Origin of the sequence: Flavobacterium amylolyticum, assembly GCF_048284335.1 — a bacterium.
In the GTDB taxonomy this organism is placed as follows: domain Bacteria; phylum Bacteroidota; class Bacteroidia; order Flavobacteriales; family Flavobacteriaceae; genus Flavobacterium.
Window position 1 is genome coordinate 625,325 of the sequence record NZ_JBLVPG010000001.1, and the last position, 24,798, is coordinate 650,122.

The 24,798-nt window shown below is 34.1% G+C and carries 26 protein-coding genes; 10 read left to right on the forward strand and 16 right to left on the reverse strand.

Translation table 11 applies throughout. From position 1 onward, the window contains the following. Positions 1 to 46: 46 nt before the first annotated feature. Both ACNQF9_RS02745 and greA read right to left on the reverse strand, forming a co-directional pair. Positions 47 to 436, reverse strand: coding sequence for an HIT family protein (locus ACNQF9_RS02745; RefSeq protein ID WP_417958722.1), 390 nt, complete (start codon positions 434 to 436; stop codon positions 47 to 49). Positions 437 to 537: 101 nt separating this feature from the next. Next, positions 538 to 1,014, reverse strand: a complete 477-nt coding sequence (gene greA / locus ACNQF9_RS02750; RefSeq protein WP_417958723.1) for a transcription elongation factor GreA — start codon at positions 1,012 to 1,014, stop codon at positions 538 to 540. A gap of 162 nt (positions 1,015 to 1,176) precedes the next feature. On the opposite strand from greA, the gene ACNQF9_RS02755 reads away from it, so the two are divergent. Further along, positions 1,177 to 1,590: a Rieske (2Fe-2S) protein gene (locus ACNQF9_RS02755; RefSeq protein WP_417958724.1), complete on the forward strand. Its 414-nt coding sequence runs from the start codon at positions 1,177 to 1,179 to the stop codon at positions 1,588 to 1,590. A gap of 127 nt (positions 1,591 to 1,717) precedes the next feature. Here ACNQF9_RS02755 and ACNQF9_RS02760 read toward each other — a convergent pair whose 3' ends face one another. The 6 genes from ACNQF9_RS02760 to ACNQF9_RS02785 all read right to left on the reverse strand — a co-directional run bounded on the left by ACNQF9_RS02760 (position 1,718) and on the right by ACNQF9_RS02785 (position 8,636). Further along, on the reverse strand, positions 1,718 to 3,868 hold the full coding sequence (locus ACNQF9_RS02760) for a TonB-dependent receptor (RefSeq protein ID WP_417989584.1): 2,151 nt from the start codon (positions 3,866 to 3,868) through the stop codon (positions 1,718 to 1,720). Between the two features lie 245 nt (positions 3,869 to 4,113). Further along, complete coding sequence (arfB, locus tag ACNQF9_RS02765; protein ID WP_417958726.1) at positions 4,114 to 4,518, reverse strand: alternative ribosome rescue aminoacyl-tRNA hydrolase ArfB; 405 nt, start codon at positions 4,516 to 4,518, stop codon at positions 4,114 to 4,116. Between the two features lie 23 nt (positions 4,519 to 4,541). Continuing rightward, entirely contained in the window at positions 4,542 to 6,665 is a 2,124-nt protein-coding gene (locus tag ACNQF9_RS02770) for a DUF4301 family protein (RefSeq protein ID WP_417958727.1), read from the reverse strand. After that, the gene (gene pnuC / locus ACNQF9_RS02775) at positions 6,620 to 7,249 is read right to left on the reverse strand and encodes a nicotinamide riboside transporter PnuC (protein WP_417958728.1); all 630 of its coding nucleotides are present in this window, start codon (positions 7,247 to 7,249) and stop codon (positions 6,620 to 6,622) included. The genes ACNQF9_RS02770 and pnuC overlap by 46 nt, the downstream gene beginning before the upstream one ends. Before the next feature lie 2 nt (positions 7,250 to 7,251). Then, the gene (locus ACNQF9_RS02780; protein WP_417958729.1) at positions 7,252 to 7,968 is read right to left on the reverse strand and encodes a phosphoglycerol geranylgeranyltransferase; all 717 of its coding nucleotides are present in this window, start codon (positions 7,966 to 7,968) and stop codon (positions 7,252 to 7,254) included. A gap of 35 nt (positions 7,969 to 8,003) precedes the next feature. Further along, complete coding sequence (locus ACNQF9_RS02785; protein WP_417958730.1) at positions 8,004 to 8,636, reverse strand: 4'-phosphopantetheinyl transferase family protein; 633 nt, start codon at positions 8,634 to 8,636, stop codon at positions 8,004 to 8,006. Between the two features lie 250 nt (positions 8,637 to 8,886). Between ACNQF9_RS02785 and ahcY the strand changes: the two genes are divergently transcribed. The 3 genes from ahcY (at position 8,887) to ACNQF9_RS02800 (ending at position 11,256) form a co-directional block, all read left to right on the forward strand. Then, positions 8,887 to 10,203 carry an adenosylhomocysteinase gene (gene ahcY / locus ACNQF9_RS02790; RefSeq protein ID WP_417989585.1) on the forward strand — a complete coding sequence of 439 codons (1,317 nt, stop codon included), beginning with the start codon at positions 8,887 to 8,889 and terminating at the stop codon, positions 10,201 to 10,203. A gap of 368 nt (positions 10,204 to 10,571) precedes the next feature. After that, the gene (locus ACNQF9_RS02795) at positions 10,572 to 10,910 is read left to right on the forward strand and encodes a DoxX family protein (RefSeq protein ID WP_417958732.1); all 339 of its coding nucleotides are present in this window, start codon (positions 10,572 to 10,574) and stop codon (positions 10,908 to 10,910) included. 7 nt (positions 10,911 to 10,917) lie between these two features. Next, on the forward strand, positions 10,918 to 11,256 hold the full coding sequence (locus ACNQF9_RS02800; protein ID WP_417958733.1) for a DoxX family protein: 339 nt from the start codon (positions 10,918 to 10,920) through the stop codon (positions 11,254 to 11,256). A gap of 204 nt (positions 11,257 to 11,460) precedes the next feature. Here ACNQF9_RS02800 and rpmA read toward each other — a convergent pair whose 3' ends face one another. Further along, positions 11,461 to 11,727 (reverse strand): 50S ribosomal protein L27, encoded by a 267-nt coding sequence (gene rpmA / locus ACNQF9_RS02805; RefSeq protein WP_086453627.1) that lies wholly within the window; start codon positions 11,725 to 11,727, stop codon positions 11,461 to 11,463. Positions 11,728 to 11,750: 23 nt separating this feature from the next. After that, positions 11,751 to 12,173, reverse strand: coding sequence for a 50S ribosomal protein L21 (gene rplU / locus ACNQF9_RS02810; protein WP_417958734.1), 423 nt, complete (start codon positions 12,171 to 12,173; stop codon positions 11,751 to 11,753). 234 nt (positions 12,174 to 12,407) lie between these two features. Between rplU and ACNQF9_RS02815 the strand changes: the two genes are divergently transcribed. After that, positions 12,408 to 13,733, forward strand: a complete 1,326-nt coding sequence (locus ACNQF9_RS02815; RefSeq protein WP_417989586.1) for a M16 family metallopeptidase — start codon at positions 12,408 to 12,410, stop codon at positions 13,731 to 13,733. 11 nt (positions 13,734 to 13,744) lie between these two features. Further along, positions 13,745 to 15,793 (forward strand): insulinase family protein, encoded by a 2,049-nt coding sequence (locus tag ACNQF9_RS02820; protein WP_417989587.1) that lies wholly within the window; start codon positions 13,745 to 13,747, stop codon positions 15,791 to 15,793. 94 nt (positions 15,794 to 15,887) lie between these two features. On the opposite strand, the gene ACNQF9_RS02825 is transcribed toward ACNQF9_RS02820, so the two are convergent. Beyond that, the gene (locus ACNQF9_RS02825) at positions 15,888 to 16,754 is read right to left on the reverse strand and encodes a DMT family transporter (RefSeq protein ID WP_417989588.1); all 867 of its coding nucleotides are present in this window, start codon (positions 16,752 to 16,754) and stop codon (positions 15,888 to 15,890) included. 108 nt (positions 16,755 to 16,862) lie between these two features. Here ACNQF9_RS02825 and ACNQF9_RS02830 point away from each other — a divergent pair, with 108 nt between their 5' ends. Continuing rightward, the gene (locus ACNQF9_RS02830; RefSeq protein WP_417989589.1) at positions 16,863 to 17,240 is read left to right on the forward strand and encodes a heavy-metal-associated domain-containing protein; all 378 of its coding nucleotides are present in this window, start codon (positions 16,863 to 16,865) and stop codon (positions 17,238 to 17,240) included. 64 nt (positions 17,241 to 17,304) lie between these two features. Here the strand turns inward: ACNQF9_RS02830 and gldD are convergent, their stop codons facing one another. The 4 genes from gldD to mutY form a co-directional block, all read right to left on the reverse strand. After that, the gene (gene gldD / locus ACNQF9_RS02835; protein WP_417959390.1) at positions 17,305 to 17,868 is read right to left on the reverse strand and encodes a gliding motility lipoprotein GldD; all 564 of its coding nucleotides are present in this window, start codon (positions 17,866 to 17,868) and stop codon (positions 17,305 to 17,307) included. Positions 17,869 to 17,956: 88 nt separating this feature from the next. Then, the gene (locus ACNQF9_RS02840; protein ID WP_417958739.1) at positions 17,957 to 19,252 is read right to left on the reverse strand and encodes a gliding motility-associated protein GldE; all 1,296 of its coding nucleotides are present in this window, start codon (positions 19,250 to 19,252) and stop codon (positions 17,957 to 17,959) included. 23 nt (positions 19,253 to 19,275) lie between these two features. Beyond that, positions 19,276 to 19,716, reverse strand: a complete 441-nt coding sequence (locus tag ACNQF9_RS02845; RefSeq protein ID WP_417958740.1) for a single-stranded DNA-binding protein — start codon at positions 19,714 to 19,716, stop codon at positions 19,276 to 19,278. 46 nt (positions 19,717 to 19,762) lie between these two features. Then, on the reverse strand, positions 19,763 to 20,830 hold the full coding sequence (gene mutY, locus ACNQF9_RS02850; protein ID WP_417958741.1) for an A/G-specific adenine glycosylase: 1,068 nt from the start codon (positions 20,828 to 20,830) through the stop codon (positions 19,763 to 19,765). 133 nt (positions 20,831 to 20,963) lie between these two features. Here mutY and ACNQF9_RS02855 point away from each other — a divergent pair, with 133 nt between their 5' ends. Together ACNQF9_RS02855 and ACNQF9_RS02860 are read left to right on the forward strand one after the other, a co-directional pair. Next, positions 20,964 to 21,254: an HU family DNA-binding protein gene (locus ACNQF9_RS02855; protein ID WP_016989051.1), complete on the forward strand. Its 291-nt coding sequence runs from the start codon at positions 20,964 to 20,966 to the stop codon at positions 21,252 to 21,254. Positions 21,255 to 21,578: 324 nt separating this feature from the next. After that, a complete protein-coding gene (locus ACNQF9_RS02860) occupies positions 21,579 to 23,123 on the forward strand; it encodes an Rne/Rng family ribonuclease (RefSeq protein WP_417958742.1) in 1,545 nt (514 codons plus the stop codon). 180 nt (positions 23,124 to 23,303) lie between these two features. Here ACNQF9_RS02860 and ACNQF9_RS02865 read toward each other — a convergent pair whose 3' ends face one another. Continuing rightward, the gene (locus ACNQF9_RS02865; RefSeq protein ID WP_417958743.1) at positions 23,304 to 23,747 is read right to left on the reverse strand and encodes a nucleoside deaminase; all 444 of its coding nucleotides are present in this window, start codon (positions 23,745 to 23,747) and stop codon (positions 23,304 to 23,306) included. Between the two features lie 61 nt (positions 23,748 to 23,808). Here ACNQF9_RS02865 and ACNQF9_RS02870 point away from each other — a divergent pair, with 61 nt between their 5' ends. Beyond that, positions 23,809 to 24,780 (forward strand): energy transducer TonB, encoded by a 972-nt coding sequence (locus ACNQF9_RS02870; RefSeq protein ID WP_417958744.1) that lies wholly within the window; start codon positions 23,809 to 23,811, stop codon positions 24,778 to 24,780. Positions 24,781 to 24,798 lie beyond the last annotated feature (18 nt).

A 24,798-nucleotide genomic window follows, 5' to 3' on the forward strand; every position in this document is an offset into this window, starting at 1 on the left:
CTTTTCTAAACGAAAACCATACCAATTTATTTTATTTGCGTACTTATCACAAATTGGCTTTGATCCGTTCTGCCAAAGCTTCAAATTCATCTTTGGTTAACGATACTTTATTTTGAAAACGCATTTCGTCCATTTCATTCAAGGGAATCAAATGAATGTGAGCATGAGGGACTTCAAGACCTATAACTGCCATCCCGATTCGTTTACACGGAATAGTTTTTTCAAGAGCTACAGCTATTTTTTTTGAAAACTGCATCAACCCAAGGTATAACTCATTTTCTATCTCAAAAAACTTATCAATTTCTTTTTTTGGAATACACAGTGTGTGCCCTTTTGCATTTGGATTTACATCCAAAAAAGCCAAAAAATCATCATTCTCGGCAATTTTATAACACGGAATTTCTCCGTTTATGATTTTTGAAAATACACTACTCATGAGTCAAGTTTTTAGATAATCACTTTTAAAATAATATATAAAGAAACAGCAGATCCTGATCCCTACTATTAGAGACCAAATACTAATGCCAAATAGTACCTTTAATCTCTTGTAATTTCTAAAATCTCAAATTTTAAAACGCCGTTAGGAACTGTGATTTCGGCAAATTCACCTACAGATTTCCCTAACAACCCTTTCCCTATTGGGGAAGTTACTGAGATTTTTCCCGTTTTTAGATCCGCTTCACTTTCGGCTACTAATGTGTATTTCATTTCCATTCCATTGGTTTGGTTTTTGATTTTCACATTGGACAATACTAATACTTTAGAAACATCCAGATGCGTTTCATCAATCAACCTGGCGTTAGAATGTACTTCTTCCAATTTCGCAATACGCATTTCCAGCATGCCTTGTGCTTCCTTAGCCGCATCATATTCGGCATTCTCAGAAAGATCGCCTTTATCTCTTGCTTCAGCTATATCCGCGGATGCTTTTGGACGCATTACGCTCTTTAAATAATCCAATTCTTCTCTTAATTTTTTCAATCCTTCTGCGGTGTAATACGATACTGCGCTCATAATTTCTTCCTTTATATAAATAGAAAAAATCCCATCAGGACGGGATTTCTTTCCACAAAGATACTATTATTATTTTTTCGTCTATAAATATATGTTAATCATATATAATTCAAAGTTAAATAAATTAAATTTGTTTCACTAATACTTTGACACTATTTTAAAATGAAAAAATGTGCCCTGCTTTTCTTTATCATTCCTTACTTTTTTTCGTGTAGTGATTCCGGTTTTGACAACACCAATCCGTTTGTGCCTAATTACAGCTTTACTACAGACGTTAATATGAATTTGCCGGCATATTCAAATCTTAAATTTGTTAGTAATGCGGTTTATATTTCTGGAATAGGTGCTCGGGGTGTTATTATTTTCAATACTGGAAGCGGATACAATGCTTTTGATGCCGCTTGTCCTAATCAGGCTATAAGTGCCTGTTCTACTATGACCATAAATGGGATAAATGCCATTTGCGGATGTGACAGCAAGGAATACAGTTTATTTACTGGCCAAGGCGATTTACAATATCCTATGAAGCAATATCGGGTTCAAGTCAATGGAAATGTGCTTCGAGTTTATAATTAAAAGGAGGGCCTATAACACAAAAAAACAGTAGTAAAACGGAACTTACTACTGGGTAAAAAAGCACTTTTATTTTTCTTAATCCTGTATTGTTTTTTCCAGGACCAGACATTGTTGCTACAATAACATCCTAAAACTTCAATGTCAATCCAGCAAGGAAATTAATTCCCGCTTGCGGATAATAATACGGATACACATCATACATATAACCATTGGAAATGTATTTTTTGTCAAAGAAGTTATTCACTAAACCCGTCAACACAATTTCTTTGAAGATCGTTTTAGGGGTAAAAGAGTAGGCAATATTTAAATCATTCACAAAATAATCCGCCAACTTTGCAGCCGGTAATTCAATATTATTCATGTACTGTTCCCCGACGAATTTTTGCAACCATGAAATATGAAGATGCTCCACTGGCGTATAGACCAAAATATTTCCTGCAATAATCGATGGTGAATATGCGATATCCGTTGTCCCATAATTTTGCCCTTCTACTGCTAAATTCGTATTTTTATTAGCACTCAAAGTAAAATTAGGACGAATAATCAATTGATTTGTCAACGCTATTGTAGCATCTACTTCCAGTCCTAAACGGTAACTTTTTTCACTATTGGAACGTATTGGAGCGCCTACATCGTCTAAACTTCCTGTCAAAATCAATTGATCTTTATAGGCCATATAATACACATTCGAGTTGAATTGTACTTTCTCTGCAACATATCGCCACCCCAGTTCAAAGTCATTCAATTTTTCCGGCTTTACGTTTCCGCCTTCATAATCACTCCTATTTGGTTCACGATTGGCTCTGGCATAAGACAAATACACCGAATTTCCAGAATTGATCGTATAGGTTAATCCCGCTTTAGGGTTAAAGAAATTAAAAGTATCATCCACAAGTGTTGGTTGAACGCCATTGGCTTTGTAATTGACTGATCTATATTGCAAATCTCCAAACAAACTTAGCTGTTCCGTGATTTGGTAATTGGCTTTTGCAAAAATATTTCCGTCCGTTTTAGTGGCATAATCATCGTAATACCGATCTCCTAACTCACTCTGCGAAGCTAATCGTGCCCAAATCACTTTACCAAAGTGACTGCCTTCATACTTATTCCATCCGCCACCAAAAATCACATCCAGTTGATCACTCTTATAATTAGCCGAAAATGTCGTTCCATAAAAGTCATTATCCAACCATTTTTGACGAATCAAGTCCGTCGTTGTTACTGCGCCTGCGGGCTGCAATCCATAATTAGGAAAATCAGCGTCTTCCTTATAATTTTCAAAGAATCCTTTTCCTTTGATGTAATGCAAAGCAAAATTAGTACTCCAGTTTTCAGATATTTTTTCGTTCCAATGCAACTGAGCGTGATCTTGCTGGTAATTATCGGTTTCATTGTCATAAAAACGAGCCTTTCCTTGTTCATCCGTAAAAGCTCCTGCTGAATTAAACGTCCTATCATTATTCAGCATTTCTCCATCAATTCCGTTCCATGATTGATACGTTTTCTCTTTTCCTCCAAAAACCAAGGCTTTTATCAAAGTAGTTTTCCCTACATAAGTTCCTTGCAGAAAATAAGATTTCAAATCTGACGCTCCACGATCCACATATCCATCTGAATTTAAAGCAGACAACCTTCCCGCGATTTCGAAATGATCATTCATTAGACCTGTACTGAATTTTATAGTATGTTTTCTGGTATTAAAGCTTCCATACGAGTTTGAGATTTCCCCAGAACTTTCTTTGGAAAAATTATCAGTTAGCATATTTAAACTCGCCCCGAAAGCGCCTGCTCCATTAGTCGAAGTTCCTACGCCGCGTTGTAATTGCAAACTCTCCAACGAGGAGGCAAAATCTGGCATATTTACCCAATACGTTCCATGGCTTTCCGAGTCATTATACGGAATTCCGTTGATGGTAACGTTTACACGGGTGGCATCGCTACCCCGAACTCGGATTCCGGTGTACCCCACACCATTTCCAGCATCTGAAGTGGTGACTACAGAAGGTAGGTAATTCATCAGAATTGGAATATCTTGTCCTAAATTTCGGAATTTGATATCCTTTTTGTCCAAATTACTGAAACTAACTGGTGTTTTTGTAGTAACCCGTACTGCCGAAACTAAGACTTCATCGAGTTGGTTTAACTTGGTTGTGTCTTTGACTTGCGAAAATGTAAAAAGTGAAAAGTGAAAAATAAAAAGTATAAAAAGTACTCGAATTGATCTTTCTTGGCTCTTGGCTCTTAGCTCTTGGCTCTTTTTCTTAAATAAAATATTCATCCGTAAAAAAAATTACGAATAAAAGGGGGAATTATTCTTTTGTTAAATTAAAAAATGGTTGCTTTCTATGAAAAATAAAGTAGTTACATCCTATTTATTTATCATTTTTTCCCTTGACAACATTACTTGTCCAGGTTCTTTGGGTATAATCTCAGCTCGTTATTTAGAGCACCCCTTTGAGACAACGCAAAAGTAGTTTTTTTTGTTTAAAGTTTAAAATTTAAAAAAATAAAAGTAAAAAGGACTTACTCTACATTTGGTCTCTTCCTGTTTTTCTTAACCTCAGACACATTTTTTTTGTCCTTTATTCGCTTTCTAATAACAGACTTAGGAATTCTCGTGGGTTTTCTTTCTTTGGGAATTACCAATGCATTTTTGAGGAGTTCTAAAAAACGTTTGATTACAATTTCTTTATTTCTAAACTGACTGCGATCTTCGTCACAATTTAAGATTAAAACAGAATCAACTGTCAATCTAGAATACAATTTGGTTTCCACCAAGCGTTTTTCCTCTTCCGTTAAAGCCTGAGAATGTTGCAAATCAAAACTCAACACCACTTTCGAGGAAACTTTATTTACGTTCTGACCACCAGCTCCACTGCTGCGAACGGCTTTAAAACTTAATTCAGTTATGATTTTTTCAATTTCCATTGATGTTGCTTTTTTTTGTAAAATTATTTAGATTGATGTGCGGGTTTTAATAAATCATTCACCGTTTTTACCGGATTAAAAGTAATTAAAGGCACCTCAACAAATATTGTGAGCCACTTTGCCATGGCACCGTTCCACAAACCAGGTAATTCATAAGCTTTACTATTTTTTCCTAATGTACTTTTCTCCACAATAAAACCACTATTATGATCCACAAATTGTGATAAATCAAACTTCTCCTTTTTATAATTTTTGATACCACAAACTAGATCAACCGGATTGAAATGTGTGGCAGCATGGAGAATCCTCTTTTGATTGTCATTAGACAAATCAACTTGAAAACTTTCTACAATTTGTAATGATACGAGACCATGACTATCTCTGACCCAAAAAGGACCACCACCTGGTTCACCCTCGTTTTTCACCATACCACAAACCCGAATTGGCTTGTTTAAAATTGATTTTACCTCAGAGACCTTACTCTCAAAACTATAGTTATAAAAACCATCAGAAACTTTGATATTCAATTTTTCTTCTATAAAAAGAATTATTTCATCTATCAACTCTTGCTCTATCGACAAGGTATCTAAACTATGTAAATAATTAAAGACCTGTTGTTGTATTTCTATTAAAGTCCCCGCCAAAGCCTTTTTGTACAAAGCTATTTTTTTGCTATTATTTTGAATTACATTGTCAATATTTTTAATAAATACAATATCCGCATCCAAATCATTTAGATTTTCGATCAAAGCCCCATGCCCTCCTGGTCTAAAAACCAACTCTCCCTTTTCGTTCCTAAACGGTTTATTTTTAAGATTTACTGTAAGTGTATCCGTTTTTTTATTCTGGTACGAATAACTAACAGCGATTGCGGTTTCAGATTGAACTTCAATTTTAGATTTAATATTTTTAATAATATTTTCAAAATGCTTTTGATGCGATTCTGAAACCGTAAAATGCAAATGAGAACTGTTATTCGAACTCGAATAATGAGCACATTCGTGTAAATGTTCCTCAATGGGAGTTGCTATATGAGTTTTGTATTTATGAAAAGGAAGAATTCCCTTTGGTTTGTTGGCAAAATCAAAATAATCGGATGACAACAGCAATTTTATGAAATAATAATTTTTTAAACTAGGATCCATAACATCAAAATCAGCAAAATCGGTTCTCAATTGCAGGTCTATTGCTTCATAAAAAGGGAATTTTTCCATTCCTACAATGAAAACAGAAAGTTTGTTTGCCTGTTTTCGGTTGATGTAAGCATTTATGGTTTCATTCTCTACATCAAAATCTACCAGAAATTCAATTAGAAATTTAAACATTCTACTGGCAGCTCCTGATGCTGGAACGAATTTTTTTAATTTCAAATTTAACTTTTGAAGGTCAAAAAAAAGTGCTTTTTCTTGAAAATCCTTCTCAGAAAATTTTAAAATTCCATTAAATAACTTTGCCGGACTCACTAAATCTGTTTTAGGCATTCCGTGTTCAAAAAAATACAATTGTTTTTGAATATTTTTTAATGGAATTCCATGATCATTGATCTGTACAAAATCAACTGAAGAAAACCCACAATCTTTTGCAAGGGATAACTCCTCAATAATAGAAATTGCTTTTTTAAGTCTCAAATCCTTGTCGCCAGAAAGCGTAATAAAGGGTTTGTTATTATCAATTAAAGATTGTTTAAAGACCGCAAAAACAGATTCTCTCCCTTCTGCTTTATCTCTTAAATCATCTTTTTTCCAAGGCACATCGATATCTGTCAGAAAAAATAAATCATATTCATGTTCGCAAGCGGCAATCTCTAATAAAGGATCACAATAATTATAATATACCTCCGAAAAAACTTTAGTAACCATGAGATTAGTATCACAAAAAAGAAATTTATTAGCGGTCAGTGCGCGTTCATTTTCCAATTTGGTCTGGCCATAAGCTATAGGTAACATGTCACCTATAACACATACCTGCTCAGCTGTGTCCCATTTCTCTTGCAAATATTCTCGTGCAAATTCCGGAACCCATTCAGTTTTATAATACTCAGCAAGTTGCCTGGCTAATGTTGTTTTTCCGGTACTTTCGGGACCAAATAATACTATTTTGATTATTTTTTTAGTTCCGTTACTGTGCTGTCTGAGATTTTCTTCCATTCTAAATAGCCAAAAATGGCAACTACTGTAAATACTAGATACTGAAAACTGGTAAAAGTATAGCCTTTTGCAAAATATAATGGAATGGAAATTACATCCCCAATAATCCAAAATACCCAATTTTCGACTTTCCTTTTAGCCATGAGCCACATTCCTACGAAGAAAATTCCCGTAATAAAGGTATCAACATAGGCATACCAAGTAGTAAATTTCCCAAAATAATGATAAACCGAAACTACAAAGGCAACCGTAAATATAAAAAGAATTATGGCAATTCGTTTTTCTGATCTTGAAATTTTTGAAATTGGAAATTCATCATTCTCCCCTTTTTTTCGCGACCAATGGTACCAACCATATATACTCATCACAAAATAATACCCATTGATCATCATATCACCCCATAGTGTCCATTTCCAAAGCAAGTAAACAAAAATTAAGGTACTGACTAATCCTGTTGGAAAAACTAAAATATTATCTTTTTTAGCAAACCATACACTCAATAAACCAAAAATTACAGCTACAATTTCCAGAACGATATCTAATGTAGGGTAAGTTGCATATTGAGAAAAAAAGTATTCTATCATTATTATCTATTAAAAAAATTATTGTTGCTTTCAAATGCAGTCCCTATTACAACCAAATCAGCTCCTGCATTATGAGCATTATGAATTCCTTGCAAATCTACAATACCGCCTCCAACAACTAACGGGATTTTAATATTTTGAGCTACTTGTTTAATCATTTTGAAAGGGACTGCTTGTTTTGCTCCGCTTCCCGCCTCAAGATAAATCAACTTATTCCCAAGCATTTCTCCTGCTTGGGCGGTTTGAATGACATAATCAATATCATTACGATCTAATGGTTTGGTTTTGCTAATGCGTACAACTGCCGGTTCATTCCCGCTTTCGATTAAAATATAGCCCGTTGAAATTACTTCTAAATCTGTTTTTTTCAAAATCGGAACCGCATTTACCTGATGTTCTATTAAATAGTCGGGGTTTCTTCCTGATATTAAAGACAGGAATAAAATCGCATCGGCTCTATCTGAAATCTGTGATGGATTCCCCGGAAAAAGAACGATTGGCAAATCACAACTTTGTTTAATTTGTACAATTAATTCATCTAAAATAGTAGTGGTAACCAAGCTTCCGCCAATGAAAATATGCGTTGCTGGCGAATAATTGATTTTTGAAATTAAAACGGTTAAATTCTCCCAAACAATTTTATCAGGATCAAGAAGTATGGCCAATAGTTTTTGGCTTTCGACTTTTGATTGGATGATTTCATTATAAATATTTGTCATTTTTGGTACGCAGATGAGGCTAATTTTACAGATTATTAATTTTCAAATGCATAAACCAATATAAAATTTTCTATTTCTTCAAAATAAATTTCAAAATTTTTAATAAAACCATTAAAGTCTAGTTCCGCTTTGGTTATCAAATCATTTGTTTTAAAGGTTTTAACCTTAATATGATCCTTAAAACTAATTCCTTGCTCATTTCTAATTTTAAAGACCGCTTCTTTGGCACCCCAAATAACCGTCAATTTCTTAATGAAATCTTGATTTTCTTCAGGTTTTAAATACGAAAATTCTGAATCTACAAATTTATTGGCAATTCGAATGATTTTTTCCCGCTGCAATTCGATATCGATTCCTACCGTTCGAGCACTTACAATAATTGCTGAAAAATTATGGGAATGCGTAATCGAGATGTGCTTACCATCATGTAAGTGGGGTTTACCAAACGTGTCATAATACAAATCATGATCCGTATAACTGGCTTGTTGCAATAACTTTCGGACACTAAGAAAAGCGCGTTGGTGCATTTGGGATTTCATTCCATCAAGTCGGATCCGATTACTATCATTTAGCACAACTTGGCCAAATAATTCTTCGAATGTTTCGGTGATTTTCCAAATTAGAATTTGGGTAGATGGATTGAAGTATATGGTTTTAAAAAGCGGCATCGTATACTGGTTTCGTTTTTTAGCCCCGGTAGCAGCGCCATCCTTTTTTAAGCATTTTTGCGTAAAAAAAAGATATAGCAAATAACGGGAATAGCTCCTGAAACTGAAACAAGTTCAGTTTTGAAAAATTATTTACTTAATGTTCAAAAGATTAGCGTATTAAACAATTCACAATTATTTTAGAATCTCGTTAAATTATAAAGTTAATGCGTAAATTTGCAAAAAATATACAATTACAAATATACAATAAATGAGTACAGCAACTATGCCTTATGTGGCTTTCAAAGTAAAAGACATTTCTCTAGCGGCCTGGGGAAGAAAAGAAATTGAATTAGCAGAAGCTGAAATGCCGGGTTTAATGGCGCTTCGTGCGGAATACAAAAACGAACAACCACTTGCTGGTGCTCGTATTGCAGGATGTTTACACATGACGATTCAGACTGCGGTTTTGATTGAAACTTTAATCGCTCTTGGTGCTGAGGTGACTTGGAGCTCTTGTAACATTTTCTCTACACAAGATCAAGCTGCCGCTGCAATAGCTGCTGCAGGAATTCAGGTGTATGCTTGGAAAGGGTTAAACGAACCTGATTTTGATTGGTGTATTGAACAAACATTATTCTTTGGCGAGGACAGAAAACCATTAAACATGATTCTTGATGATGGAGGCGATTTGACAAACATGGTGATTGATCGTTACCCGGAATTAGTTGCCGGAATCAAAGGATTGTCTGAAGAGACTACAACTGGAGTTCACAGATTGTATGAAAGAGTAAAAGCAGGAACGTTACCAATGCCTGCTATTAATGTAAATGACTCGGTTACTAAATCGAAATTTGACAATAAATACGGCTGTAAAGAATCTGCAGTTGATGCCGTTCGTCGTGCAACTGATATTATGCTTGCTGCAAAAAGAGTAATCGTTTGCGGGTACGGTGACGTAGGTAAAGGTACTGCTGCTTCTTTTAGAGGTGCCGGTTCTATTGTTACTGTGACTGAAATTGACCCAATTTGTGCGCTTCAAGCTGCAATGGATGGTTTTGAAGTAAAAAAATTAGATACCGTTATTGCTACTGCTGATATCATCATTACCACTACTGGAAATAAAGATATCGTTTTGGGTTCTCATTTCGAAAAAATGAAAGATAAAACTATCGTTTGTAACATCGGACATTTTGACAACGAAATTGATATGGCTTGGTTAAATACAAACCATGGTGCATCAAAAATTGAAATCAAACCACAAGTAGACAAATATACGATTGCCGGAAAAGACATTCTTATCCTTGCCGAAGGTCGTTTAGTGAATCTAGGTTGTGCTACAGGTCACCCAAGTTTTGTAATGAGTAACTCATTCACAAACCAAACGCTAGCTCAAATCGAATTGTGGAAAAACAGCGCGGCATACAACAACGAAGTGTACATGTTACCAAAACATTTAGATGAGAAAGTAGCCATGTTACACCTTGCTAAATTAGGTGTTGAATTAGAAACCTTACGCGTGGATCAAGCAGATTATATTGGAGTTCCAGTTGAAGGGCCATTCAAACCGGAATATTACAGATACTAGATTACTGATTTTAAATTAGCGATTTATGCTTTCATATTTAAGAACCCTTGCAAAAATGCAAGGGTTCTTTGTTTTAATACACTACCTCACCTAACCTTTTTTTAGTAGTAAGAAACCCAATCTAAAAGATTTATCTGTAGTTTAACAATGCCCAACCTCATCTAATTTTTAAATTATTACCTACAAACAAAGCTTCGATTGGCATCATAATGAAAACACCGCTATTATTTACTAATAAACCAACAAAGAAATCATTATAATGTAAGTTTATGGTATATTTGAGAGAATTATTTTTTTTCAGTAAATTAAACTTACTAAAAAGTCACATTTACAAAACCACAAAAAGAAACAATCTTAACCATAAAATTATGAATACGTATACTATTATTGCCCAACTTGTAATCGCATTGTCTGTAGGTTATGTTTGGATTTTTAGGTTTGACAACATCGTTAAGGAATTCAAACAATACGGTTTATCGGATTTGACAAGAAACGCAGTGGGTGCGACAAAAATAGCCTTATCAACTTTGTTAATAACAGGGATTTGGTTTCCTGAATTAGTTTTTATACCAGCACTTATAATGGCTTTGCTGATGGTAAGCGCACAATTTTTTCATTTCAAAGCAAAGAACCCTTGGTCTAAACATTTCCCCTCTTTATTCCTTTTGGCATTATCCCTTTTTGTTGCACTATACGCTTCCAAATAATCAAAATATGAATTTTTTAAATGCACTCATTTTCTTTTCAGCAATCTCTTTTCTCATCTATGGAATCGCTTATTTCACCTCTACCAGTATGAAAAATGAATTCAAACGTTTTGGTCTTGAAAAGTTTGGAACATTAACTGCTATTTTAGAATTAACGGGTGCTTTAGGCTTATTTATAGGTGTCGAGAATCAAACAATTTTGATTCTTGCTTCTGGAGGGCTAGCTTTACTGATGTTACTTGGTGTATGCGTAAGAATAAAGATGAAAGACTCTCTATTGGTTTCCTTACCTGCCTTTTTCTACTTTGTGTTGAATCTCTATATTTTATACAGAACCTTAGAATAAATTAATACTAGGCTTCTCTTACTAATTACTGACGAGTTTTACAATACACTGATAATAAACATCACTCTACTTTATTTCAATTAAGATATCAAACCATTTCAATACTACAACAATCTACAGCTATACTGTAAATCACAATATGAATTTTAAAAACAAAAAACCCGTTTCTTTCGAAACGGGTTTTTTAATAATTGAGAAAATCAATTATGCTTCAACTTCAAATGGAAGGATTGAAACGTATGATTTATTATCTCTTTTCTTTTGGAAGAAAACAACTCCATCTACTCTTGCGTGTAGGGTGTGATCTTTACTAATGTAAACATTTGCACCTGGATTATGTTTTGAACCTCTTTGTCTTACGATGATGTTCCCAGCAATAGCAGCTTGACCACCAAAAATCTTAACACCTAAACGTTTTGATTCTGATTCTCTACCATTCTTAGAACTACCGACACCTTTCTTGTGAGCCATGACGTATTAGTTTTATTTTGTTATTATTCTTGTGTATCTTCTTTTTTAGCTTTAGCTACTTTTTTCTTAGGAGCTTCTACTTCTTCTGTAGTTGCTTCAACAGCTGCCTTTTTAGGAGCTGCTTTTTTAGCACCAACACCAGTAATACCTTCAATTACAATTTGAGTAAGATATTGTCTATGACCGTTTCTCTTTTTGTATCCTTTTCTTCTTTTCTTTTTGAAAACGATAACTTTATCTCCTTTTAAGTGTTGTAACACTTTAGCTTCTACTGAAGCACCTTCTATAGCTGGGGCGCCTAAAGTGATAGTTCCGTTATCATCTAATAAAAGAACTTTGTCAAAAGTAACTTTTGAACCTTCCTCATTAGTCAAACGGTGAACATAAACCTTTAAGTCTTTGCTTACTTTGAATTGTTGCCCTGCTATCTCTACGATTGCATACATACTGAATTGTTTTAATAATTTTTAAGGTTGCAAATATACAATTAAATATTTAACCTGCAATTTGTAGACCGAAAAATATTTTTAACTACTAAACACTTGATTTTCTTCGCTTTTGCAACCCATAAATAAAAAACCAGACTGAACGGTTGTTAAAGTTTCATTCTGTTGTATTTTTGATGTAACAAAAAAATGACAAATACTACTTACATTTATATCAACAAAATTATTAACCTTATGAAAAATTCATTAATGGCTTTAGGTGCTTTGTTTATGCTAGGTGGAGTCGCTTCAGCGCAGAAAGTAGCTTTTGAGGAATACAAATTAGAAAATGGCTTGCATGTGATTTTACACAACGATCCATCTGCTCCTACTGTTATTACCTCCGTAATGTACCATGTGGGTGCTAAAGACGAAAATCCGGAAAGAACTGGTTTCGCTCACTTTTTTGAACATTTGCTATTCGAAGGAACAGAAAACATCAAACGTGGCGAATGGTTTAAGATTGTAACTGGAAATGGCGGTGTAAACAATGCCAATACTACTGACGATAGAACGTATTACTATGAAGTCTTCCCTTCTAATAACCTGGAATTAGGGTTGTGGATGGAAGCAGAAAGAATGCTTCACCCAGTTATCAATCAAATTGGAGTGGATACTCAAAATGAAGTAGTAAAAGAAGAGAAAAGACTGCGTGTAGACAATCAGCCTTATGGAAACTTTTTAGCAGAAGTAAAAAAGAATATTTTTACAAAGCACCCGTATCGTTGGGCAACTATTGGTTCTATGAGCCATTTAGACGCTGCTACTTTAGAGGAATTTCAGGCTTTCAATAAGAAATTTTACATTCCCAATAATGCGGTTTTAATTGTTGCCGGTGACTTCAAAAAAGAACAAGCCAAAGAATGGATTCAAAAATATTTTGGCCCAATCAAAAAAGGAGCTGCTATTCAAAGAGAAACATTTGTTGAAGAACCGATTACTCAAACGATAAAAGCTAAATTTGAAGATGCTAACATCCAAATACCTGCGATCGTTGCTGCCTACAGAACTCCATCGATGAAAACGAGGGATGCTAGAGTTCTGGACATGATTTCTTCTATTCTAAGTGATGGAAAAAGCTCCAGATTATACAAAAAAATAGTAGACGACAAGAAAATGGCCTTACAAATTGGTGCTTTTAGCAACAATCAAGAAGATTATGGCAGTTATATCATTTACGGTTTGCCTCAAGCTCCAAACACTACTGAAAATATTCTTGCCGAAATTGACTCTGAAATTGTGAAACTACAAACAGAATTGATTTCCGAAAAAGACTTACAAAAATTACAGAATAAATTTGAAAATCAATATGTAAACAGCAATTCTACTATTGACGGTATTGCAGACAACTTGGCTTCCTACCATTTATTATACGGTGATGTAAACTTAATCAACACCGAAATTGAAATGTATCATTCTATCACTCGGGAAGAAATCAGAGATATTGCTAAGAAATATTTAAATCCAAACCAACGATTAGTTTTGGATTACGTGCCATCTAAAGACAAAGCTCAAAACTAAGATATATCATTATGAAAAAATCAATATTAATTTTATCAAGCTTGTTCTTAACAATAAGTATGCAAGGACAAATCATCCCTCAGCCAAAACCAGGAGTCGCTCCGTCTATAAAAATCGGAAAGCCGGTAACCTTTGAATTAAAAAATGGTTTAAAAGTTATGGTTGTTGAAAACCATAAATTACCAAGAGTTTCCTTCAGCCTTACACTAGACAATGATCCGTACGCAGAAGGTGACAAGAAAGGGGTTGCAGATATGACGAGTACCTTAATTGGCAGTGGGACCACTAAAATTTCTAAAACGGCTTTCAATGAAGAAGTCGATTTCTTAGGTGCAACTATCAATTTTAGTTCGAATGGCGCTTCAGCAAGTGCCTTGTCTAAATACTCTGGAAGGGTTTTAGAATTACTCGCTGATGGAGCATTAAATCCAAACTTTACTCAAGAAGAATTTGATAAAGAAAAAACAAAACTTATTGAAGGCTTAAAAGCCAATGAAAAAAGTGTTTCAGCGGTAGCCGCCAGAGTTGTTGATGTTTTGACCTTTGGGAAAAATCATCCTTCTGGTGAATACTTAAGCGAAGCCACCTTGAAAAACGTAACTCTTGCAGATGTAAAATCGAATTACAACACTTATTTTGTTCCAAGTAACGCTTACCTGATTATTGTAGGTGATGTTAAATTTAATGAAACAAAAAAAATGGTAGAGAAATTCTTTGGATCATGGAAAAAAGCAACTGCTCCTTCTATCTCGTATAACGATCCAAAAGATGTTTCCGCTTCACAAATCAACTTTATTGATATGCCAAACGCAGTTCAATCAGAAGTTGCTGCAGTGAACCTTGTAAACTTAAAAATGACTGATCCTGATTATTTTGCGGTTTTGATCGCAAACCAAATTCTTGGTGGCGACTTCAACAGTTACATCAATATGAATTTAAGAGAAGCTCACGGATGGACCTACGGCGCAAGAACAAGCATCTATGGAGACAAACGTATTTCTACTTTCAATGCTTCAACACAAGTTCGTAATGCCGTAACAGACAGTACCGTTGTTGAAATTCTGAAAGAATTTAAAAAAATCAGAACGGAAAAAGTGACAGATGAAATGCTAGCCAGTGTAAAAGCAGGCTATATTGGTCGATTTGTAATGCAAATTGAGAAACCACAAACGGTAGCGGGATACGCCTTGAGAATTCAAACACAAAGCTTACCTAGTGATTTCTATGAAAATTACATTAAAAACATCAGTGCGGTAACCGCAGAAGATGTTTTAAGAGTCTCTAACAAATATTTCTTAGCGGATAACAGCAGAATTGTAATTGTTGGAAAAGCGGCTGATGTAGCGCCTAGTTTAGAAAAATTAAAACTACCTGTTTTATATTTTGACAAATACGGAAATCCAACTGCGAAACCTGAGTTAAAAAAATCGGTTCCAGCGGGTGTAACTGCAAAAAGCGTGATTGACAATTACCTTAAAGCCATTGGTGGAGAAAAAGCCGCTTTAGGAGTAAAAACAATTGTAATGAACGGAACTACTACTATTCCTCAAGCACCATCTCCATTAAATTTTACTTCAAAAATTGATGCTAAAGGAAAACTTATGGTTGAATTGGCCATGGGAACCATGAGCTTAATGAAACAAGTGGTCAATGAAAAAGAGGCTTATGTAATGCAACAAGGACAACGCCAAAACATAGAAGGAACGATGCTTACTGATATGAAAGCTAGCGCAACGACTTTCGAAGAATTATCGCTTTCTAAAAAACAAGGATTAACTTTAGAAACTATTGAGTCTGTAAATGGAAAAGACGCTTATGTTGTTAAAAACGGAAAAACTACTTTATATTATGACGTAACTTCTGGTTTAAAACTGGCCGAATCTAAAGTTGTAGAACAAGGAGGCAAAAGCATCACACAAACTATTAACTACGGCGATTACAAAGAAGTGAAAGGAGTTAAAGTTCCTTTTAATATCATCCAAAATGTAGGTTTTGAATTAGATATAAAAATGTCTGATGTAAAAATAAACGAAGGCGTTACGGATGCTGATTTCCAATAATAAAAATTAGAATTCTTGAATAAGGGCTGTCTTTTTAGGCAGCCCTTATTGTTTTTAGAAAATAGTGAATTTACTAAATTCCCGTGTCCAAAACCTATTTCTTGGCCGATAGATATACTCCAATCAAAATTATAAAAGCACCAAAGAACTGAACTGGCGTCAGCATTTCATTGTCTAACAATCCCCAGCAAAAAGCAACAACAGGAATCAAATACGTAACCGATGTCGCAAAAACAGGTGAAGACATTTGAATGAGTTTAAAAAAAAGAATATTGGCAATTCCAGTTCCTACAACGCCCAGAACCATTATAAACAAAACCGATTCCTGCACATTTACATCCTGTATCACTTCAAAGAAACCAGAAAAAAACAAGATTAGGGAGGCCGGAAAAAACAATACCATAAAATTACCGGTAGTAATACTTAGCGGACTTAGATCATGCAGGTACTTCTTGATTAAATTCACATTGACAGCATAGCATATCGAAGCTATTAAAACCAAAATGGCGTAGTAATAATTTTGTTCCGGGTGATGAATAGCTCCATTTAAAATTAACAAAGCGCTTCCTATAAGACCGATTAGAATTCCAAAAATTTGATTTTTTTTGAATTGCAATCCAAAAACCAAAGCTCCTAAAATTAGTGTATTCAAAGGAGTCAAAGAATTCAATATAGAACTCACAGAACTATCAATTTCAGTTTGAGCAATTGCAAACAAGTAAGCTGGTACAAATGTGCCAAACAAAGAGGTTAAGGCTATGTATTTCCACTTAAACCTCGGGATTTTAGTTAAACTTTTAAATCCTATCACTATTAAAAAAACAGCCGCAAAAATAATTCGTAAGGACCCCAGTTGCAAAGCCGTTAAACCTATCAAACCTTTTTTTATTAAAATAAATGAGCTTCCCCAAACTAAGGCAAGAACCATCAAGTACACCCATTTTAATTGCTTCGATTCCATGAAAATAATTTTACCTCAAAATTGTAATTATTTTATGAATTAGAACTCCTTTTTTTAATTAATTTTGTAAAACATTAAGAACCTATAATCTTAAAAACCCACATTATAATGAATTTCAAAAAATCAATACTAACTTTAAGTCTTATAAGTGTTTTATTTGTAGGCTGTAAAGAAAAAATAACAGATACGGTTTCAAAAGAAACAGCTGAATCAACAGTTCCAAAAATTAAAAAAGACATCGCAAAAGCCAATCTACAAACCGCTAGTTTCACCGTTGAAGGAATGACTTGTGCCATTGGTTGTGCTAAAACCATTCAGGAAGATTTGAAAACATTGGAAGGTGTTCAAAAAGCAACAGTAGATTTTGACACAAAATTAGCTACCGTCACTTTTGACAAAACAGTTCAAACTCCAGAAAAACTGACTACTGTTGTCGAAGCTGCTGCAGATGGCAAGACGTACAAAGTATCAAAAATGAAGTCCTAATTCAAACTTTTATATTTTCATAAAAAAGCATTTGCGTAAACCGAATGCTTTTTTTTATGAAATATTATTTCCACTTTAGGGTTTCCATAAGCCGCTGCATGTCATTTTTGATATAACTTGCTGCCGGCATAATAGAATCATAATTGGGTTTTGCATAAAAATAAACGGAGCCTGTCACAAAGTGTTTGGTACTATCCGTAACATAAAATTGTGAACTTGTTGCCGCATTTCCCTCTACTTGATAAAACATTCCGTAGACTTTTTTGTCAGGATTCAAATACGGTTGCTCCAGAATATCATCGGCTTTTATCACGTGCTCATATGTCAGTTTTTGCGCATCACGCAAAAGTGCATTAATGTTTTCCGTCACCGGTTTATAAGTGAGATAAATAGTCGCTTTCATTTTTGGATACGTAATGGTAAAACCACAATCTTTTTCTTTTTTAATAACAGCATCCGAGTTCATTTCGAAAGCGAAAGGACATTCGTTTGCGAAATTTACATATTTGGCCTCTGGATAATCCAATCGCAAATAGCTTGAGGGCTTTGGTAACACATCATCTTTACAACTAAAGATCAAAAACGACGTTATTACTATTACCAAAAAAGTGATTGTTTTTTTAAACATTTGCATTCTAAATTTATTTAATCTTTTATTTTTTATAAGAAACACATTCCACACTGAATCCCCAAGTTTCGGTGGAGTTACAGGTGAATTATTCAATCGTTACTTTTATTTGCTTCACTCTTTTCTGATCAACTTCTTCTACTGTAAAAAGGCAATTTTCGAAAACAATTTTTTGATTTTTTTTAGGGAAATTTCCTAAAATTTCAAGTATAAAACCTGCCAGCGTTTCGGCTTCTCCTTTTTTGATTTCGAATAATTCTTCATCGACATCAATAATTCTATAAAAATCCTTAAGGTTTATTTTTCCTTCAAAAAGATAGTTTCTATCATCAATTTGAGAAAAATTAATATTCTCGTCGTCAAATTCATCACTGATGTCACCTACAATTTCTTCAATCACATCTTCAAGCGAAACCAATCCTGACGTCCCTCCATATTCATCAACTACAATCGCGAGGTGGCTTTTCATGCCCTGAAAATCTTTCAGCAGATTATCTAATTTTTTATTTTCAGGTACAAAGAAAGGTTCTCTCAACAATGATTTCCAGTCAAAATCATTCGTGTTAATATGTGGCAGCAAATCTTTTACAAATAAAACACCCTCAATCTGATCTATATTGTCCCGATATACCGGAATTCTTGAATATCCTTTTTCTATAATTTTAGGACAAATAACGGCAAACGATTCGTCTATTTCTAAAGCAAAAATATCGATTCGAGGGCTCATCACTTGTCTCGTATCTGTATTACCAAAACTTACAATTCCTTCTAATATTTTTTGTTCTTCGGTGGACGTTTCATCAGAAGCGGTTAGTTCTAAGGCTTGAGATAATTGATCGACGGAGAAATTTGTTTTTTGTTTACCTAATTTGTTATGCAAATAAATAGTGGCGACCCGCATGGGTAAACTTATTGGAGACAATATTTTATCCAGAAAAGCAATTGGATAGACCACTAATTTGGCGAATTTTACATTATTTCTACTGGCATACACTTTGGGCAGAACCTCTCCAAATAACAAAATCAAAAATGTCACTACTAATACCTCTACAATAAATTTTAAAAAAGGCGACACTATAACTGAAAAAACATTTTCTCCCAAAAAAGAAAACAATAATATTATAGAAATATTCATAAAATTATTTGCCACAAGGAGCGTTGCCAATAGTTTTTTGGGCTTTCCCAATAGTTCCGAAATAATTTTCCCTTTGGAGTTATTTTCTTGTACTGTTTCATCGATGTCTTTTTGTGACAACGAAAACAAGGCTACCTCAGCTCCTGATATTAGTGCGGAACAAAACAGTAAAACGGCAATTCCTGTAAAGCCTAATACTACATTAGTATCAATAGCATGCGCAAAAAATAAACTGGGCTCTGGGTCCAAATTAGTTAAGATTAATTAAACAATCAAAATGGCAAGTCATTAATAGGCAAGACATTATTTTCCGGATCAAAATTAGTGTTTTTCGGAATATCAGCTGCAGGAATTTGTTTGTTGTTTTCACTATCTTTTTTGGTTGTAAGAAAAGTGAATTCGGTTACCTGAATTTCGGTAGTATGTTTCGTACTGCCATCCTCTGATTGCCATTGACGGGATTTAATGCGTCCTTCCACATATATTTTATCTCCTTTAGAAAGGTATTTTTCACAAAGTTCCGCCGCTTTATTGCGTACTACCAGATTATGCCACTCTGTGGAAGTGATTTTTTCATTAGTAGTTTTGTTGATGTACACTTCGTTTGTTGCCAACTGAAATCTTCCAATACAATTGCCTCCATCAAAATAATGCATTTTGACTTCGTCGCCTAGAAAACCGATTAGCATAACTTTATTTAATGTTCCGTTCATTGTTAGGATTTGGTATTTATATCAAAGATACATTTTTTTGTAAACGCTATAAATCCTTTTCTATAAAATTATGAATCACAATTGGGAAAGGAAAAGTTCTCAAAGTTCCAGCATCAATTCCGTTTTCAATTGTACCTTGTACCTTTACTTTCCAAAACTTGATGTGTAAATGCTGGTGTGATAATTTATGTACGATACTTTTTTCGTTGAATTCTAGCATACTTACCAAAGTATTATTTTTAAAATAATCCCTTTGAACGGATTCACTAACAAATTCAAAATCTTCTTCCTTTTCGGTTTCGATCAAAGGGAATTCATAGAGATTGTGCCAAATCCCCTTACCTGTTCTTTTCTGTATAATTGTATCCCCCATTTCATCGGCAACAACTAAATAATTAAAGTATCGGTTTCTCACTTTTAGTTTTTTGGACTTTACAGGCAACTGATCAACTTTGTTTTTTTGCAAAGCGGCACAACTTTCGTTGAAAACACAAATGTCGCAATTCGGACTTTTAGGAACGCATTGCAAAGCGCCAAATTCCATAATGGCCTGATTGAAAGTAGCCGGATTATATTCGCTCCATTTGGATCCGCCTCGGGTGTCTTTTGGCATCAGTTCGAAAGCCAAAGCAAAGAATTCTTTTTTGGCGGAAGCCTGAGCAATATCAGTTTCAATATCGAAATAACGTGATAAAACTCGAAATACGTTTCCATCCACCACGGGGACGGCTTCATTATAGGAGAAAGAAGCAATGGCGGCTGCAGTATATTCTCCTACTCCTTTTAATTGCAACAAGTCACTATAAGTCCCTGGGAAAATTCCTGATAAATTAAAAGCAATATGTTGTGCGGTTTTATGTAAGTTTCGGGCTCTGGAATAATACCCTAATCCTTGCCAAAGTTTTAAAACTTGTTCTTCATTGGCTTTGGCCAAATCAAAAACGGTAGGAAAGGCGGTTGTAAAAGATAAAAAATAAGGCATACCTTGTGCAACCCGCGTCTGTTGCAACATAATTTCAGAGAGCCAAATAGGGTATGGATTGGTCGTGTTTCGCCAAGGTAAATCACGTTTATTTTGTAAATACCATTGTATTAGCGTATTAGAGAAAATCATATTTTAATTATTTGTTAGCAAAAGTAAAAGTTTATGTAATTAAAATTTAATGAATTAGCTTGAATAATTGTTTTTTAAATTCCTATATTTGCAAACTCAAAAAAATAGTACAACATTATAAATAGGAAAGAAAATGACGAAAGCAGATATCGTAGCAAAAATTTCAGAAAAGTTAGGTCTTGAAAAAGGAGATGTACAGGCAACTGTAGAGACTTTTATGAATGAAGTAAAAAATTCATTAGAAACTGGAGACAATGTTTATTTAAGAGGTTTTGGAAGTTTCATAGTAAAAACTAGAGCGGAGAAAACAGGAAGAAATATTTCCAAAAATACTACAATAAAAATCCCTGCGCACAACATTCCTGCATTCAAACCTGCAAAAGTTTTTGTAGAAGGAGTGAAAATAAATAACGAAGCAAAATAAAAATATTAATTAATCATAAAATCGACAAGATATGCCAAGTGGTAAAAAAAGAAAGAGACATAAGGTAGCAACGCACAAACGCAAGAAAAGAGCGAGAGCTAACCGTCACAAAAAGAAAAAGTAGTTTTAAACTACTTTTTTCTTTTTAAACGTTCATTGAAATTGAGAAAAAGAAAACTAGAACAAAGAAGAAAGAATTAAGACTTATAAATCTTGCTTCTTGTCTCTTTAATTTCTATGTCTTTTCCTCCCCGGGTTCAATACCTGTTAAAATATTGTTTAATCCATTTGTTCGCTTTAGCGAATAGATAAAAAATTTACAGTGTGAATAAAGAATTAATCATTAGATCTAGTTCTGAAGCCGTAGATTTTGCCTTATTAAAAGATGGAAAACTAATTGAATTACACAAAGAAGAAGAAAAAAGCAACTTCCAGGTTGGTGATATTTTTATTGCTAAAATCAGGAAACCAGTTGCTGGATTAAATGCTGCTTTTGTAAATGTAGGCTTCGAGAAAGATGCCTTTTTACATTATCATGATTTAGGTCCAAATTTAGCTTCCCAACTGAAATTCATAAAACTTGTAAGCACAGGTAAATTAAAAGATTTCTCCCTAAAAACCTTTCAGTTTGAAAAAGAAATAGACAAAGATGGTACCATAACTGATGTTTTGAGTGCCAATCAATCTGTTTTAGTACAAGTCGTCAAAGAACCTATATCTACCAAAGGACCAAGAATAAGCGCTGAGCTTTCTCTTGCCGGAAGATTTATAGTTTTAGTTCCGTTTTCTGACCGTGTTTCTATTTCACAAAAAATAGAAGACAAAAAAGAAAAAGAACGCTTGAAACGATTAGTACAATCCATCAAACCAAAAGGATTTGGTGTTATTGTTCGCACAGTAGCCGAAGGCAAAAATACAGCCGAATTAGAAAAAGATTTGCAGAACCTGCTAAGCAGATGGACTGCAATGTGTAAAAAATTACCAACTGCTCATCATCCATCAAAAGTATTGGGAGAACTCAACAGAGCCTCTTCGATATTAAGAGATGTATTTAATGATACCTTTAGCGGTATTCAAATTGATGATGAAGAGTTGTACAACCAAACAAAGGATTATTTGCAAGAAATTGCACCATCTAAACAATCAATCGTTAAGTTTTATCAATCAAAAGACACACCTATTTTTGAGAAATACAACATAGAGAGACAAATCAAAACTTCTTTTGGAAAAACAGTATCCATGAGTAAAGGGGCGTATCTTATTATCGAACATACTGAAGCTTTGCACGTCATCGATGTAAACAGCGGAAATCGTTCTAATAAAGCCACCAACCAGGAAGATACCGCCATGGAAGTGAATATGATTGCAGCTGCCGAAATCGCAAGACAATTACGTCTTCGTGATATGGGCGGAATCATCGTAGTCGATTTTATCGATATGTCAAATCCTGAAAATCGTAAAGTCCTGTTCGATTTCTTAAAAGAAGAAATGAGCGACGATAAAGCGAAACATAAGATCTTACCTCCTAGTAAATTTGGGTTAGTTCAAATTACAAGACAAAGAGTACGACCAGAAGTAAATATTAAAACTAGAGAAGAAGATCCAAACAATGAAAGTGGCGAAATTGAAGCGCCAATTCAAATCATTGATAAAATCGCTTTTGATCTAGAAAGAGTATTAAAAAATCATAAAGATGTTGTACTAAATGTACATCCCTTTGTGGCCGCATACCTTACCAAAGGTTTTCCATCATTACGTTCAAAATGGTTTCTTGAACATAAAAAATGGGTGAAAATTATACCTCGTGATGCTTACACGTATTTAGAATATCATTTCTATGACAAAAAAGAAAATGCTGTCATAGAATAAATTACAAACTCCTCAAGAAATTGAGGAGTTTTTTTTTGCCTTTTTTTAGAATTTTAAGGAGCTAATCCAGCTATCCGTTACAATCTTTTTAGTCCTGAACTTGTTTCAGTATCCTGAAACAAGTTCAGGACTAAAAAGGATTTCTTCTGCTATCTGGGCTAGGCATTTACGTTAACAGAATTACTTCCTTCTCTCCACAAAAAATCGCTTCATCAACTCCGAAGCTTCATTAGCCAAAACACCTTTCACAACAGTGGTTTTAGGATGCAAATGCGTTCCCATTTTTACAAAACCGCGATTTTCATCACTGGCTCCATACACAATTTTAGAAATCTGACTCCAATACAAAGCACCGGCACACATCTGGCACGGTTCTAATGTCACATAAAGCGTACAACCTATTAAATATTTTCCGCCGAGATAATTCGCAGCAGCAGTAATGGATTGCATTTCGGCGTGGGCCGTAACGTCATGGAGTAATTCGGTAAGGTTATGACCTCGAGCAATGACTTTATTATCAATGACAATGATAGCGCCAACAGGAATTTCTTCTTTATCAAAAGCCATTTGGGCTTCCTGCAGCGCCTTTTTCATAAAATATTCGTCGGTGAAAGGATTTATCATAAATACAAAAATAGGGCTTTACAATTTGTTTTTTAGTACATTTAAATATTGAAATTTAAAAATGGAAAGAAAGTACAAAATAGCGATTCCCGAACCTTGTAGCGAAAACTGGGATAAAATGACTACAAACGAAAACGGTCGTTTTTGCTTAAGTTGTTCCAAGTCGGTCATCGATTTTACAACTATGTTGCCTCATGAAGTACAGCATTTTTTCATTCAAAATCAAAACGAAAATATCTGCGGAAGATTTAAAAAATCTCAGTTAGAAACTGTAACAATTCATATTCCAGACAGAATTTTATATGCCCAAACCCATTTTCATAAAATGTTTTTACTGGCTTTGTTTATCGCAATGGGAACCACACTATTTAGTTGTAAAAATGAAAATGGTAAAAAGCAAAAAATTGATAAAATAGAGATTGTTAAAGATACGAGCGAAATTAAAACTATTGGTGTTGGTAATTTATTACCTCCACAATCAAATGATTCGTTGAATCATAAATTACAACCCACATCAAAAGCAAATCAAGTAAAATTTAAAAAGCCTAAAACTATTAAATGTGGAGAAGTAACATCTAAAAAAGAAGAAGAAACAAAAAATGAAACAAGCGTTATCTACGAAGATAATACTATCTATGGCGGCCTAGGAATTAGCGTTTATCCAGATTATATAGGTGGCATGTCTAAGTTTTATTCTTTTGTTAAAGATAATTACCACTTATCTAAAAAAGTAAAAGAAGTAGGAGAAATTCAAGCTTCTTTCGTAATTGAAAAAGATGGAAAATTAAACAATGTGAAAATTATTAAAGGAATAAGAGTTATAAGCAGTGAGGAATTATCTAGAGTTTTAAAATCTTCTCCAAAATGGTATCCTGGAGAAGAGAATGGTAAAAAAAGAAATTGTGAATTTCAATTATCACTTACAATTATACCAGACACCATTAAAAAGTCTTTTTTTAGAACCAAAATTATAACGAAGATTGACACTTTACAAATTAAACGAATTACTAAGTACGAAAACGACATGTTCTAACATTAAAAATGTAATTTT

Excerpts from the sequence above, each read along its gene's own strand:
- ACNQF9_RS02845 (WP_417958740.1), bottom strand. The coding sequence starts at position 19,716 with ATGAACGGAACATTAAATAAAGTTATGCTAATCGGTTTTCTAGGCGAC.
- ACNQF9_RS02820 (WP_417989587.1), top strand. The coding sequence starts at position 13,745 with ATGAAAAAATCAATATTAATTTTATCAAGCTTGTTCTTAACAATAAGT.
- ACNQF9_RS02785 (WP_417958730.1), bottom strand. The coding sequence starts at position 8,636 with ATGCCGCTTTTTAAAACCATATACTTCAATCCATCTACCCAAATTCTA.
- ACNQF9_RS02855 (WP_016989051.1), top strand. The coding sequence starts at position 20,964 with ATGACGAAAGCAGATATCGTAGCAAAAATTTCAGAAAAGTTAGGTCTT.
- ahcY (WP_417989585.1), top strand. The coding sequence starts at position 8,887 with ATGAGTACAGCAACTATGCCTTATGTGGCTTTCAAAGTAAAAGACATT.
- gldD (WP_417959390.1), bottom strand. The coding sequence starts at position 17,868 with ATGTTTAAAAAAACAATCACTTTTTTGGTAATAGTAATAACGTCGTTT.
- rplU (WP_417958734.1), bottom strand. The coding sequence starts at position 12,173 with ATGTATGCAATCGTAGAGATAGCAGGGCAACAATTCAAAGTAAGCAAA.
- ACNQF9_RS02795 (WP_417958732.1), top strand. The coding sequence starts at position 10,572 with ATGAATACGTATACTATTATTGCCCAACTTGTAATCGCATTGTCTGTA.
- ACNQF9_RS02800 (WP_417958733.1), top strand. The coding sequence starts at position 10,918 with ATGAATTTTTTAAATGCACTCATTTTCTTTTCAGCAATCTCTTTTCTC.
- ACNQF9_RS02745 (WP_417958722.1), bottom strand. The coding sequence starts at position 436 with ATGAGTAGTGTATTTTCAAAAATCATAAACGGAGAAATTCCGTGTTAT.
- ACNQF9_RS02870 (WP_417958744.1), top strand. The coding sequence starts at position 23,809 with ATGGAAAGAAAGTACAAAATAGCGATTCCCGAACCTTGTAGCGAAAAC.
- arfB (WP_417958726.1), bottom strand. The coding sequence starts at position 4,518 with ATGGAAATTGAAAAAATCATAACTGAATTAAGTTTTAAAGCCGTTCGC.
- ACNQF9_RS02760 (WP_417989584.1), bottom strand. The coding sequence starts at position 3,868 with ATGAATATTTTATTTAAGAAAAAGAGCCAAGAGCTAAGAGCCAAGAGC.
- greA (WP_417958723.1), bottom strand. The coding sequence starts at position 1,014 with ATGAGCGCAGTATCGTATTACACCGCAGAAGGATTGAAAAAATTAAGA.
- rpmA (WP_086453627.1), bottom strand. The coding sequence starts at position 11,727 with ATGGCTCACAAGAAAGGTGTCGGTAGTTCTAAGAATGGTAGAGAATCA.
- ACNQF9_RS02755 (WP_417958724.1), top strand. The coding sequence starts at position 1,177 with ATGAAAAAATGTGCCCTGCTTTTCTTTATCATTCCTTACTTTTTTTCG.
- mutY (WP_417958741.1), bottom strand. The coding sequence starts at position 20,830 with ATGATTTTCTCTAATACGCTAATACAATGGTATTTACAAAATAAACGT.
- ACNQF9_RS02825 (WP_417989588.1), bottom strand. The coding sequence starts at position 16,754 with ATGGAATCGAAGCAATTAAAATGGGTGTACTTGATGGTTCTTGCCTTA.
- pnuC (WP_417958728.1), bottom strand. The coding sequence starts at position 7,249 with ATGATAGAATACTTTTTTTCTCAATATGCAACTTACCCTACATTAGAT.
- ACNQF9_RS02770 (WP_417958727.1), bottom strand. The coding sequence starts at position 6,665 with ATGGAAGAAAATCTCAGACAGCACAGTAACGGAACTAAAAAAATAATC.
- ACNQF9_RS02815 (WP_417989586.1), top strand. The coding sequence starts at position 12,408 with ATGAAAAATTCATTAATGGCTTTAGGTGCTTTGTTTATGCTAGGTGGA.
- ACNQF9_RS02865 (WP_417958743.1), bottom strand. The coding sequence starts at position 23,747 with ATGATAAATCCTTTCACCGACGAATATTTTATGAAAAAGGCGCTGCAG.
- ACNQF9_RS02780 (WP_417958729.1), bottom strand. The coding sequence starts at position 7,968 with ATGACAAATATTTATAATGAAATCATCCAATCAAAAGTCGAAAGCCAA.
- ACNQF9_RS02830 (WP_417989589.1), top strand. The coding sequence starts at position 16,863 with ATGAATTTCAAAAAATCAATACTAACTTTAAGTCTTATAAGTGTTTTA.